At 67.1% G+C, this 11,165-nt stretch carries 13 protein-coding genes and 1 tRNA gene; 4 read left to right on the top strand and 10 right to left on the bottom strand.

Going from position 1 to position 11,165, the window contains the following annotated elements:
- Positions 1-3 precede the first annotated feature (3 nt).
- Positions 4-2,529 (bottom strand): ATP-dependent helicase HrpB, encoded by a 2,526-nt coding sequence (gene hrpB / locus BLM15_RS20320; RefSeq protein WP_236846358.1) that lies wholly within the window; start codon positions 2,527-2,529, stop codon positions 4-6.
- 16 nt (positions 2,530-2,545) lie between these two features.
- Positions 2,546-3,334, bottom strand: a complete 789-nt coding sequence (locus tag BLM15_RS20315; protein WP_126114462.1) for a class II glutamine amidotransferase — start codon at positions 3,332-3,334, stop codon at positions 2,546-2,548.
- Positions 3,335-3,571: 237 nt separating this feature from the next.
- Between BLM15_RS20315 and BLM15_RS20310 the strand changes: the two genes are divergently transcribed.
- Both BLM15_RS20310 and BLM15_RS20305 read left to right on the top strand, forming a co-directional pair.
- Positions 3,572-4,984 (top strand): sodium:proton antiporter, encoded by a 1,413-nt coding sequence (locus tag BLM15_RS20310; RefSeq protein ID WP_126114461.1) that lies wholly within the window; start codon positions 3,572-3,574, stop codon positions 4,982-4,984.
- Between the two features lie 75 nt (positions 4,985-5,059).
- The gene (locus BLM15_RS20305) at positions 5,060-6,253 is read left to right on the top strand and encodes a multidrug effflux MFS transporter (protein WP_126114460.1); all 1,194 of its coding nucleotides are present in this window, start codon (positions 5,060-5,062) and stop codon (positions 6,251-6,253) included.
- Positions 6,254-6,256: 3 nt separating this feature from the next.
- On the opposite strand, the gene BLM15_RS20300 is transcribed toward BLM15_RS20305, so the two are convergent.
- Both BLM15_RS20300 and cmk read right to left on the bottom strand, forming a co-directional pair.
- The gene (locus tag BLM15_RS20300) at positions 6,257-7,078 is read right to left on the bottom strand and encodes a DUF1194 domain-containing protein (protein ID WP_126114459.1); all 822 of its coding nucleotides are present in this window, start codon (positions 7,076-7,078) and stop codon (positions 6,257-6,259) included.
- A 182-nt stretch (positions 7,079-7,260) separates the two neighbouring features.
- A complete protein-coding gene (gene cmk, locus BLM15_RS20295) occupies positions 7,261-7,887 on the bottom strand; it encodes a (d)CMP kinase (protein ID WP_164547703.1) in 627 nt (208 codons plus the stop codon).
- A 235-nt stretch (positions 7,888-8,122) separates the two neighbouring features.
- On the opposite strand from cmk, the gene BLM15_RS20290 reads away from it, so the two are divergent.
- Complete coding sequence (locus tag BLM15_RS20290) at positions 8,123-8,527, top strand: TIGR02300 family protein (RefSeq protein WP_126114457.1); 405 nt, start codon at positions 8,123-8,125, stop codon at positions 8,525-8,527.
- A gap of 192 nt (positions 8,528-8,719) precedes the next feature.
- Positions 8,720-8,795: transfer RNA gene (locus BLM15_RS20285), tRNA-Ala, on the top strand.
- A 131-nt stretch (positions 8,796-8,926) separates the two neighbouring features.
- Here BLM15_RS20285 and BLM15_RS20280 read toward each other — a convergent pair.
- From BLM15_RS20280 to BLM15_RS20260, 6 genes are read right to left on the bottom strand one after another with little or no spacing between them, the layout of a single operon-like run.
- A complete protein-coding gene (locus BLM15_RS20280) occupies positions 8,927-9,223 on the bottom strand; it encodes a hypothetical protein (RefSeq protein WP_126114456.1) in 297 nt (98 codons plus the stop codon).
- Entirely contained in the window at positions 9,220-9,576 is a 357-nt protein-coding gene (locus BLM15_RS20275) for a hypothetical protein (RefSeq protein ID WP_126114455.1), read from the bottom strand. Before BLM15_RS20275 ends, BLM15_RS20280 begins: the two co-directional genes overlap by 4 nt.
- On the bottom strand, positions 9,573-9,869 hold the full coding sequence (locus tag BLM15_RS20270; protein ID WP_126114454.1) for a hypothetical protein: 297 nt from the start codon (positions 9,867-9,869) through the stop codon (positions 9,573-9,575). Before BLM15_RS20270 ends, BLM15_RS20275 begins: the two co-directional genes overlap by 4 nt.
- Entirely contained in the window at positions 9,866-10,015 is a 150-nt protein-coding gene (locus tag BLM15_RS31435) for a hypothetical protein (RefSeq protein ID WP_164547588.1), read from the bottom strand. Before BLM15_RS31435 ends, BLM15_RS20270 begins: the two co-directional genes overlap by 4 nt.
- On the bottom strand, positions 10,012-10,629 hold the full coding sequence (locus BLM15_RS20265) for a hypothetical protein (RefSeq protein ID WP_126114453.1): 618 nt from the start codon (positions 10,627-10,629) through the stop codon (positions 10,012-10,014). Before BLM15_RS20265 ends, BLM15_RS31435 begins: the two co-directional genes overlap by 4 nt.
- On the bottom strand, positions 10,626-11,150 hold the full coding sequence (locus tag BLM15_RS20260; protein WP_126114452.1) for a hypothetical protein: 525 nt from the start codon (positions 11,148-11,150) through the stop codon (positions 10,626-10,628). The genes BLM15_RS20265 and BLM15_RS20260 overlap by 4 nt, the downstream gene beginning before the upstream one ends.
- Positions 11,151-11,165 lie beyond the last annotated feature (15 nt).

Genomic DNA, 11,165 nt, shown 5'->3' with positions numbered 1-11,165 from the left:
CCATCAGGTCCCGCGCGGCTTGGCGCGGGTCGTCGGCGCTGCCGCGGAGGGATCGTCCGGCCAGGGATGGCGCGGATAGCGCCCTTTCATCTCGGCCTTCACTGCCGCCCAGGAGCCGCGCCAGAAGCCCGGCAGGTCGCGCGTCACCTGGATCGGCCGGTGCGCCGGGGAGAGCAGCTCCAGCACCAGCGGCACGCGCCCGCCTGCGAGCGAAGGGTGCTGCGCCAGCCCGTAGAGCTCCTGCACCCGGACGGAGATCGTCGGCCCGGCCTCGGCGCCATAGTCGACCGCGAGCTGCGAGCCGGTCGGCGCTGCAAAATGCGTCGGCGCCTCCACCTCGAGCCGGCGCTTCAGCTCCCAGGGCAGCAGGGTCGAGAGAGCTGCGTCGAGATCGCTCGGCGTGATCGCCGAGAGCGAGTTTCGCCCGACAATGTGCGGCGCGAGCCAGTCCGCGGCGGTCTCGGCGAGCCCACTATCGGACAGGTCTGGCCAGCCGGCATCCTCGCCTTCGGCCGCACGCAGGAAGGCGATGCGCTCGCGCAATTGCGCCTGCGCCTTGCTCCAGGTCAGCGCATCGATGCCGAGCGCGGCGATCCCCTTCGCCAGCACCTCGGCATTCTCCGGAGAGGCCTCGACCGGCAGTGGCCGTTCGGCCAGCACCAGCGCCCCGTATTTGCGCGCCGCCCGGGCTCGCAGCGCCCGTGCCTGCCGGTCGAACACGGTCTCGTTGCGCTCTGACAGGCCGATCCGGATCAGGCCGGAGGCGGCGAGCGCGGCGATCTCGTTTTCGCTGATCGCGGCGGCGCTGAGGATGCGGGCCTGCTGGGCGCTTCCGGTCATCTCGCCGACGACGAGATAGGGCTCGCGCGCCAGCCTCTGGCCGGGTTCGAGAGCCGCGCCGCGGCCATTGGCCAGCAGATATTGCCCGGAGCCGGGCTGGCGCGCCTTGGCGACGCGATCAGGGAAGGCGAGGGCCAAAAGGAAACCGGGCGAGAGCGCTTGCTCCGCGCCTGCCGGCGTCCTGCTTGCCGCCTGCCGGGCCCAGCCCTCCGCGAGGCGGCGCATGTCGCCGGCACGGCCGCCGCGCTCGCGTCCGAAACGCTCCAGTCGCTCAGCGAGGTCGATCGTATCACCGCCGAGCCCGCGCTCGACCAGCAGTGCCGCCAGCAAGGCCGCAGGCCCAGCCTGGCGAGAATGTGCTGCGCCGACACACATATGCGCGAGCCGTGGTGGTAGCGGCAGCGCCTGCAAGGCCTTGCCGCCATCGGTGATGCGGCCGTCCGGATCGAGCGCATCGAGATCATTGAGCAGCGCCCGCGCCTCCTTCAGCGCCGGGGCCGGCGGCGGATCGAGGAAGGTGAGCGAGGCCGGATCGGATACGCCCCAGGCGGCGCAGTCGAGCAGGAGCGGGGCGAGATCGGCCGAGAGGATCTCCGGCCGGGCAAAGGCTTCGAGCGCGCCGTTGCCCGCCTCTTCCCAAAGGCGGTAGCAGATGCCGGGCTCGGTGCGGCCGGCGCGGCCGCGGCGCTGGTCGGACGCCGCCCGGCTGGCCCGCTGGGTGACGAGGCGGGTCACGCCGATATCGGGCTCGTAGAGCGGCACGCGGGCGAGACCGGAATCGATGACGACGCGCACGCCCTCGATCGTCAGCGAGGTCTCAGCGATCGACGTGGCGAGCACGACCTTACGTCTGCCTTTCGGCGCGGGCAGCACGGCGCGGTCCTGTTCCGACTGGTCGAGCGCGCCATAGAGTGGTGCGATCTCAACTGAGGAATCGCGGACCTTCTCGCGCAGGCGCTCCTCGATGCGCCGGATCTCACCCTGGCCTGGCAGGAAGACGAGCAGGGAGCCGGCCTGCTCGTTCAGCGCCTGCAGGACGGCTTCCGTGACCTGGTCCTCGATCCGCTTCAGCGGGTCGCGGCCGAGATAGCGCGTCTCGACCGGATAGGCACGGCCCTCGCTCTCGATCACCGGGGCGTCGCCAAGGAGTCTGGCGACACGCGCGCCGTCCAGCGTCGCCGACATCACGAGGATGCGCAGATCCTCGCGCAGGCCTGCCTGCGCATCGAGCGCCAGGGCCAGCCCGAAGTCGGCATCGAGTGAGCGCTCGTGGAATTCGTCGAACAGCACGGCGGCGATGCCGTCGAGCGTGGGATCGTCGAGGATCATCCGGGCGAAGACGCCTTCGGTGACGACCTCGATCCGCGTCTTCGGGCCGATCTTCGAGCCGAGCCGCACGCGCAGGCCTACCGTCTCGCCGACACGCTCGCCGAGCGTCTGCGCCATGCGATTGGCCGCGCCGCGCGCTGCGAGGCGCCGCGGCTCCAGCACGATCAGTTTGCCGCCGCTGGTCCAGGGCTCGCCCAGCAGAGCGAGGGGCACGCGCGTTGTCTTGCCGGCGCCGGGCGGCGCGACGAGCACGGCATTCGGTCGCTTGCGCAGCGAGCTGGCGAGAGCGTCGAGAACCGCGTCGATCGGAAGAGCTGTGTCGAAGGCGCGCATCAGCTTGCGATGTGGCGCAGGCGGCATGACTGCGCAAGCCAGCTCAGGCGGCCTGCTTCAATCCAACCTCGAACGGCGTCATGCTGACCGCACCCGCTTTTGCCGAAACCAGCGTGTTGCAGGGCAGCGCCTGCCAGCAGTCGCGGGCGGCATCGACCGGCTCGGAGGCGATGATCACCGCATCGCCACGATCGCAGAGATAAAGCGTCGGCGGCTTTGAGTCGGAGGACCAGCGCACCGCATGGATTGTCTCGCCATCGGCGAGGGCGGCGGCGCAGCGCAGGGGCTCGCGCACCCCGGCCTCCTGCATCAGCGCCAGCGCGTCACCGAGCGCTCCGGCGAGGGCCTCGCCGGGAGAGGCGCCTTCGGCGATGCGCGCCAGTGCCAGCAGGAACAGCGCCTCGGAATCGGTTGTGCCGACGCGGGCGTCATAGAGGCCGTCCGGAATCAGGCTCTCCAACCTGCGCCTGATCAGCGCGTAGCCGCCGATCTGGCCGTTGTGCATGAAGAGATGCCGGCCATGGACGAAGGGGTGGCAGTTCGCCCGCGTCGTCGCCGTGCCGGTCGCGGCGCGCACATGCGCGAAGAACAGATGCGAGCGCACGAGGCGCGCGATCGAGAGCAGGTTCTCGTCAGACCAGGCCGGCCTGATCTCGCGATACTGGCCGGGCTCCTCCCGCTCGCCATACCAGCCGACGCCGAAGCCGTCGCCATTGGTGCCGGTCTTGGCCTCCTCGGCGTGCAGCGACTGGTGGATCAGCGAATGGCAGGGCGAGGCGATGAAGTCCTCGAGGAAGACGGGGGCGCCTGCATAGGCGAGGAAACGGCACATGGTGGTCCCGAATCAGGTGCGGGCGGGACGCCGCAAGAGAAGATTATTCCACGAGAATGAATGCAGGCATAACGATTCATCTCTCGCCCGCTCATCCGGGTCTCCTTCGTTGGAGAACAGCGGCTGCAGTGCGAGCGAGCCTGTGTCGTTGCGAGCCGCATAGCCTTGATATAACCGTCGCGGCGATGGGTGGCGACGACGTCCCGCGGCAAGCGGGTGGGGAAGGGGCCGATTTTCATGCTGACGAAGCTCGCCGGCGCTACGTTCCTATTCGCCCTGGCTCCGCAAGTCGCCTTCGCCGCTGGCGACATCGGCGGCGCGAGCATGGGAGTCGCCTGGGCCCTGCCCTTCGCCGGCATGCTGCTCTCGATCGCGCTCGGCCCGGTGCTGTTCCCGCATTTCTGGGAGCTGAACTACGGCAAGTTCGCAGCCTTCTGGGCCGTGCTGGTGGTGGTGCCGCTCGTGCTGTTCCGCAGCCTCGATCCCGCGCTCGGCGCGCTGCTGCACACCGGGCTGCTCGACTACATCCCCTTCATCATCCTGCTCTTTGCGCTGTTCACTATCGCCGGTGGCATCCTGATCACCGGCAACCTGCACGGGACGCCGCTGACGAACACCGTGCTGCTCGCGATCGGCACGCTGATGGCGAGCTTCGTCGGCACCACCGGCGCCTCGATCATCATGATCCGCCCGGTTCTGCGCGCGAACGACAACCGGCGCCATAACGTTCATGTCGTCGTCTTCTTCATCTTCCTGGTCTCGAATATCGGGGGATCGCTGACGCCGCTCGGCGACCCGCCGCTCTTCCTCGGCTTCCTGCGCGGCGTCTCCTTCTTCTGGACGACCACGCATCTCCTGCCGGAGACGCTGTTCGCGGTTGCGGTCCTGCTTGCTGTATTCTTCGCGCTCGACAGCTGGTTCTTCCGCAAGGAGGAGACCTATCCGCCGCTGCGCGATCCGACGCCGGACCGCGCCATCAAGCTGTTCGGTAAGGTCAATCTCCTCCTGCTCGTTGGCGTCATCCTCGCCATCCTGATGTCGGCGAACTGGAAGCCGGGCGTCGCCTTCACCATCCATGGCGTCGCCGTCGAATGGCAGAATCTGGCGCGCGATCTTGTCCTGCTCGTGCTGGCAGGCCTGTCGCTCGCCTTGACGCCGAAGCCGGTGCGCGCCGGCAACGAGTTCAGCTGGGGACCGATCAAGGAGGTCGCCAAGCTCTTCGCTGGCATCTTCGCCTGCATCATCCCGGTGTTGGCCATGCTCCAGGCCGGACGCAACGGCGCTTTCGCGCCGCTCGTCGCGCTCGTCAGCAACGCCGATGGCAGCGCCAACAATGTCGCCTATTTCTGGCTGACCGGTGCGCTCTCCTCCTTCCTCGACAACGCCCCGACCTATCTCGTCTTCTTCGAGCTCGCTGGCGGCGATCCCAAGGCGCTGATGACGACCGGAGCGCTGACGTTGACCGCGATCTCGGCTGGAGCTGTCTTCATGGGCGCCAACTCCTATATCGGCAACGCCCCGAACTTCATGGTCTATGCCATCGCCAAGGACCGGAAGGTCGCGATGCCCAGCTTCTTCGGCTACATGCTCTGGTCCGGCGCGATCCTGATCCCGCTCTTCCTGCTTGAGACGCTGATCTTCTTCCGCTGACAGTCCGTGCCGCCGCCTCGACAGGCTGGCAGGGGCGACATAAACCGGCGGCCACCGACCGAGAGCCGCCGAACCATGCCCCTCCGCCCCGATACGCTGGCGATGACCGCCGTGCTCGCCATGCTGACGGCGCTCGGCCCGCTCTCGACCGACTTCTACCTGCCCTCGCTGCCCGAGATTGCGCGGGTGATGGGAACGGATTTTGCCGGCGCGCAGGCGACGCTCTCGGCTTTCCTGTTCGGCTATGCCGCGGGCCAGATCATCTGGGGGCCGCTCTCGGACCGGCTCGGCCGCAGGCCGGTGCTGATGATCGGTCTCGGCCTGTTCATCGCGACCACGCTCGCCTGCGCTTTCGCGCCATCGATCGAGGCGCTGATCGGCGCCCGCTTCGCCCAGGCACTTGGCGCATCGGGCCCGATCGTGCTCGGCCGCGCCATGGTGCGCGATCTCTATGAGGGGCCGCGTGCCGGCCGCGAGCTCGCCCGTATGGGCATGATCATGGGTCTCGTCCCGGCGATCGCGCCGGTGATCGGCGGCGTGCTGCAAAACGCCTTCGGCTGGCGCTCGACCTTCCTGGCCTCGCTCGTCTTTGCGCTCGCCATGCTCGCCATCATCGTGACGATCATGCCGGAGACACTGCGTCAGCGTTCACCCGAGCGTCTTTCCCCGTTCGCGATCGTCCGCGGCTATCGGTTGCTGCTGCAGAACCCGGCTTACCGGGTCTACGTCGCCCTGACCGCGCTCGCCTATGCCGGGCTCTTCGCCTTCATCTCGGGGTCCTCCTTCGTGCTGATGGGCGTTTACGGCCTGTCGGCGCCGGCCTATGGGCTCTCCTTCGGTTGTGCCGTACTCGGCTTCATCCTCGGGACGATCATCGCGCAGCGCCTGGTCGGACGGCGCGGACTCGATGGCGTGATCGCGCTCGGCGTCGCCTGCCTCGCCGCGGGCGGGCTCGCCATGCTGGTTTGCGTTGCGGTCGGTTTCGGCGGGCCGTTCGGCGTCATCGGTCCGATGGCGCTCTATGCCTGCGGCATCGGCCTGACCATGCCGCAGGCCCAGGCTGCGGCGATGATGCCGTTCCCCGAGCGGGCAGGCGCGGCCTCGTCCCTGACCGGCTTGTGCCAGATGCTGCTCGCGGCCTGCGTCGGCCTGTTCGTTGGCCATCTGCTGAAAGGCAGCGCGTTGCCTCTGCCAGCCGTCATGTCGGTGATCGGCGTGGCGACACTCATCCTTTTTCACGCCAGCGCGGCGATCCGCGGCAAGGCCTGAGGGTCAGTTCCCCATCCGGTCGCGCCATTGCCGCTCGCCCTGCAGGCAGGAGAGGCGCGATGCCGGGGCCTGCTGTGCCTTTTGGATGAGGGCTTCGGGTCCCGAGGCCGGCATTTCCGCGATCTCGCGCACCAGCTTGGTTCGGGTCGCATCGACGAATTGCTTGCGTTCGCGGATCGGGATGACGAAGGCGCCGATACCGGTGATGACGCACTCCTCGTAGTAGATGTCGAGGTTGTCGATGTCGAAATAGCTCGCCTGCTTCAGCATCACCGGCAGGCCGTTGATGGAAATGCCTTTGTCGCGGGCGGCGTCGCGGGCCTGCGTCACCGGGCGCCCGTCATTGTTGGCGCCGTCGCCGGAGATGTCGATGACGCGGCGCATCGCCGCGACATTGCTCGTCTCGAGTAGCGAGACTGCAAGGTCGATCGCACCCGAAATCGAGGTGCGCCGTCCGCGCCTGGTCGGCGCTTCGCCGAGCTCCTCAGCGAAGGCGATCGCCGATTGCGGGGTCTCGATCACGGTCCAGGGCTTGACGATGTGCTGGAAGTCGCCGCCCGCCCATTCGAAATAGCTGACGGCGATCTTGCCGATCGCGCCCTTGGCGATCGCATCGTGCAACTCCTTCGAGCGGAACGCCTCGATATAGCCGTTGCGCTGCAAGGCGAGCTCGTCGAGATCCATCGAATAGGAGACGTCGACCGCCAGCACCAGCGCGACGTCGACTTCTTCGGGAGGCGCAGCTGCTTGCTGCGCATTGGGCGCGGCGGCGGGCCAGGCACCGGCCACCGCGAGACAAAAGAGACCGAACAGCCAGCGCCGCATCGAAACCTCCGTCATCTGTCGTCGAAGCGTGACGCCGAAAGGAGGCTGAGTTTCGGACGAAGGCAGGCTTCAAACGAATGTCATTGAAGTCTGCGCCCAGTTTCGATTCGCGCCAAGTACGAAAGCGGGAGTATCAGCCTGAAAAGTGGGCACCACTTCGAGCAGGCCGATGCGCCGCAGGGTTAGCCTCGTCTGCGGTTCTCCACGATGGCGAGCGCAGCCTGGAAGGCCTCCTCGACGCCGAGCGCCGAGGTATCGAGCAAGACAGCGTCTTCCGCCGCTTTCAGCGGCGCATCGCCGCGGCCTGAATCCCTGGCGTCGCGGCGGCGGATGTCCACCAGGATGCCGTCGAGTGTCGCGGCTTCGCCGCGCCCGGCCAATTCCTTGTGCCGGCGCGCGGCGCGGACCTCCGGGGTCGCGGTGACGAAGAGCTTCACCGTCGCATCCGGGCAGATCACCGTGCCGATGTCGCGCCCGTCGAGTACGGCCCCTGCACCCGCCGCGGCAAAGCGGCGCTGCCGGTCGATCAGGGCGCGCCGGACCGCGGGCAGCGCAGCCACGACGGAAGCGGCCTCGCCGATCTCTCGGCCGCGCAGCCGCGCCTCGTCGATCGCGGTATCGTCGAAGCCTGCGGCCGCGGCGGCGGCGGCCTCGACATCGTCGAGTGGCTCGCCGGCATCGAGCATGGTGCGGGCAACCATGCGGTAAAGCAGGCCGGTGTCGAGATAGGGCAGGGCGTAGTGGGCTGCGAGTCGGCGCGCCAATGTGCCTTTGCCGGAGGCTGCCGGCCCGTCGACGGCGATGACCAGGCGAGCCCGGTTGGTCGCGGAAGCGGGCGGCTGGGCGTCGGGCACGGCATCGTCTTTCATCTGGCGGGTGTCGGGCAGATTTCTAAATCACCGGAGGCGATGATGCGAAGCAGTTTTGCAGCCGACGTCGGGGATTTGCGCCTTGACTCAATCAGGATTTGACAGGGACGCTTGGCCCGACTAACGGACGCCCCTGCTTTTTTCGAACTCAGCACGAACACGAAGGTCCGACGCAGTGGCGAAACCGGAACTTGGCACCAAGCGCGTCTGCCCGGTAACGGGGCGCAAATTCTACGATCTCGACAAGGATCCGATCGTTTCGCCCTATACCGGCCAGTCCTACCCGCGCTCGCTGTTCGAGCCGCAGGCCAAGGCAGCGGCGGCGGCGCCTGCGCCCAAGCCGAGCGATGACGAGGAAGAGGTCGATGCCGCTGACGGCGCGGTCGAGCTCGTCTCGCTCGACGATGCCGATGCGGAAGCCGCCGAGAAGGAGCCGGTGGTCACCAGCGACGACGACATCGAGATCGAGGATGACGGCGCCGCCACCGATGACGACACCTTCCTGGAAGAGGACGAGGAAGGCGACGATGATGTCGCCGACCTGATCGATGGCGACATCGAGGGCGACGAGGACGTCTGAGTCGCGTCGAGATTGCGTCAAAGTCGCGCCTTGGAAAAAAGCGCGACAGGAACGTGACATCAGTGCTTGTGTCTCGGCGCAAGCTTGCCTATAGAGCGCTTCGTCGCTGCGGCGGCGGGCGCGGACCGGCTCCTAGAGAGCCTTCTGGACCGCGACGATTTCCCGGCCTTTTCCCAAGAAGGCCGGCAGAGTGGGGCCATAGCTCAGTTGGGAGAGCGCTTGAATGGCATTCAAGAGGTCGGCGGTTCGATTCCGCCTGGCTCCACCAAATCTCCTCCGTAAAGAGCTGATATTGCAGGCTTTTCGGAGCGCTGCTTAGACGCTACCCCAACATTTACCCCAACAGCATGCGCAATTCGGATCGGGCCGGAACGGGCTGCTATGGTGATATGTCGCACCTTAGCTAGTGGCCACCAGTTGTCGGGCGAGGCGGGCGCTATCCCGCTTCGCTTGAGCTGCGCCATCGGCATAGGTCGCGCCCGCAGGCAGCTGGAGTGCCGCGCAGGTCTCGGACGGCATCGTAGCCACATCATCCTTCAGCGCGACGCACAGCCGGTTAAGCGCCACGATCAGTAGTCCACCCGAGGAGGCCTCAACGACCTCACCCTCGGGGTGCTCAACCAGGGCGCAGAACGCCCGCCTGAGCGCTGGCTTGTCATCGCTGCCTATGGCGTCGGTGATGTCCCGAAGTTTCATGTCATCCAACCGCCTTGCCTGTGCTGCGAGCCCCATTGCTCCGCCTCGCCATCGAAATCCGCTATGCCGTTGTCATCTGGCATCCCTTCGTCGTCGCACTGCCCGCCCTCGTCCTCACACTGCTCTTCAAGATCCGGATCGCCGTCGATCTCATCCATGAAGGTGACGATGGCACCGGCAATGGCGTCGAGCCTGCGCCGGAGGCCGGCGGCGGAGTTGGTGGCGCGTGTCAGCCGGTTCGCGACTTCTCCCAGGATCAGGAGCACATCGCGAGATTCGGCCGGCGTTAGATCTTCGCTTCCGGAGAGTGGCTGAGCGAAGAGCGGGAAGAGGTTCTCGGCCGCGAGGCTCATAACCGCGCTCCCGCTTCGACGCGCGCCTTGAACGCGAGCGCGTAAGGCCATTCGCAATCCATCTCGATATCCGTGCAGCACGCCCAACGGCGCAGGTGGTCGCCAAAGTTGACTTCGTCGCTCCACCGAGCGGCATACCAACCAGGCCAGCCCGGCACGGCCTCAAATGTCGCGCCGCAGCGATCGAGGTAGGCCAGGACGCGAGGAATCCGTTTGGCCTCAGCTTCGACTTCATGGGCGTAGACGGTCGCGGCGGCGACTGGCGTCTCGCGGAAAAACTGCTGGCGGTTCATGCGCTGCGCTCCAGCGGAATGACGCGGCGCCCGATGACCAGCCCTCCGCCGATGTAGATGACCGGCAGATGGCCGTAAAAGGAGAACGTCGGCAGGCTGACGGGCTTGGCCTTGCCCCGGCGGCGATTGGTCTTGAACGGGCTCATGAGTTTTCCCCCATAGGAGCGAGGCGGACGACTGCGGCGGCGAGGCGAGCGAGCCACTGCCCATTGAGGTCCGCTGATGCGCGCTGCGCCTGCGGGATGGCCGCAACCGTATTCAAGGCGTGCGCCCGCGCCGTCAGCTCGGCTCGGTCCATGGGCTCAGCTTCCATCAGCCCGGCAACATGGGCCAGCAGTTCCGTCCGGGCCTTATCCAGCGCCTCCCGAGCGGCAGGGATGCCGGCGGCAAGCTTCACGCGCTCGCAGGCCAGTTCATAAGTCTCGGCCTCGGTCATGGCGGCTTGCGCTGCCTCGCGAAGCAGGGACCAATCTTCCACCGGCAGATTGCGCCGCCGCGCCGTGCCCTCCATTCGGCCGCACCGTTTGACTTCGCGGGCGAAATGCTTGGCGCCGAAAAACTTGCGCCAGGGCTGGCGCGAGACGCCCAACAGGTCGCGCTCCAGATCGCCCCCGAGGACGAAAGCGGGTGCCGTGATGGCATCGGGCGCCTCGGGCCATTCTGCGCCCCATCGCGTCCCGATGGCGGCGAGCGTGGCGGCCGCGACGTGATAGTCAGCAGCGAGCCGGGTAGTTGTGGCGACAATGGCGGTGGGGTTCATGCGCCCGCCCTCGCAACGGCTTCGATCTCGGCGAGCAGTGCGAGGACCGCTTGCGGCCCGTAATCGCGCTCCTTCTCCGGCGCGACGACCTCATGCATCGGAACCGCATCGAAACAGGCGACCTTGGCCTTTGCTGCGATGCCGGCAATCGTAGTCGCGCGCATCGCTCGAATCTGATCCGCGATGCTCTGGACCAACGCCAGCGCGGCGTCATTTGCATCGCTGGCCTCGTCGCCGCCAAGCTCAGTGAAGATCGAATTGACGGCAGGTGCGCCATGCTCGGCAAAGCTCATGCCCTTCGCCTCGAAGGTGGCTTGCCATTTGTTCTCGATGCGCTGCCATTCCTTCCAGCACAGCACCCAGGCTGCATGCGCCTGATCGAACTTGACGCCTAGATCCACAAGCGCGGCATCAGGACTGCCGGCGGCAGCGATGACGGGCGGGATGCATCCAGCAACGGTTACGGGGAATGCAATGGCGATCGAAGGAGCTGCGGACTTGAGGACGGTTCTGCGGTTCATGACTGCTCTCCAAAA

This window comes from Bosea sp. Tri-49, from assembly GCF_003952665.1.
Lineage (GTDB): Bacteria > Pseudomonadota > Alphaproteobacteria > Rhizobiales > Beijerinckiaceae > Allobosea.
This window is presented reverse-complemented; position numbering and strand designations above follow the sequence as displayed.

Bases quoted from the DNA above. Each gene is read 5' to 3' on its own strand.
- hrpB (WP_236846358.1), bottom strand. From the start codon at position 2,529: ATGCCGCCTGCGCCACATCGCAAGCTGATGCGCGCCTTCGACACAGCT.
- BLM15_RS20315 (WP_126114462.1), bottom strand. From the start codon at position 3,334: ATGTGCCGTTTCCTCGCCTATGCAGGCGCCCCCGTCTTCCTCGAGGAC.
- BLM15_RS20310 (WP_126114461.1), top strand. From the start codon at position 3,572: ATGCTGACGAAGCTCGCCGGCGCTACGTTCCTATTCGCCCTGGCTCCG.
- BLM15_RS20305 (WP_126114460.1), top strand. From the start codon at position 5,060: ATGCCCCTCCGCCCCGATACGCTGGCGATGACCGCCGTGCTCGCCATG.
- BLM15_RS20300 (WP_126114459.1), bottom strand. From the start codon at position 7,078: ATGCGGCGCTGGCTGTTCGGTCTCTTTTGTCTCGCGGTGGCCGGTGCC.
- BLM15_RS20280 (WP_126114456.1), bottom strand. From the start codon at position 9,223: ATGAAACTTCGGGACATCACCGACGCCATAGGCAGCGATGACAAGCCA.
- BLM15_RS20275 (WP_126114455.1), bottom strand. From the start codon at position 9,576: ATGAGCCTCGCGGCCGAGAACCTCTTCCCGCTCTTCGCTCAGCCACTC.
- BLM15_RS20270 (WP_126114454.1), bottom strand. From the start codon at position 9,869: ATGAACCGCCAGCAGTTTTTCCGCGAGACGCCAGTCGCCGCCGCGACC.
- BLM15_RS31435 (WP_164547588.1), bottom strand. From the start codon at position 10,015: ATGAGCCCGTTCAAGACCAATCGCCGCCGGGGCAAGGCCAAGCCCGTC.
- BLM15_RS20265 (WP_126114453.1), bottom strand. From the start codon at position 10,629: ATGAACCCCACCGCCATTGTCGCCACAACTACCCGGCTCGCTGCTGAC.
- BLM15_RS20260 (WP_126114452.1), bottom strand. From the start codon at position 11,150: ATGAACCGCAGAACCGTCCTCAAGTCCGCAGCTCCTTCGATCGCCATT.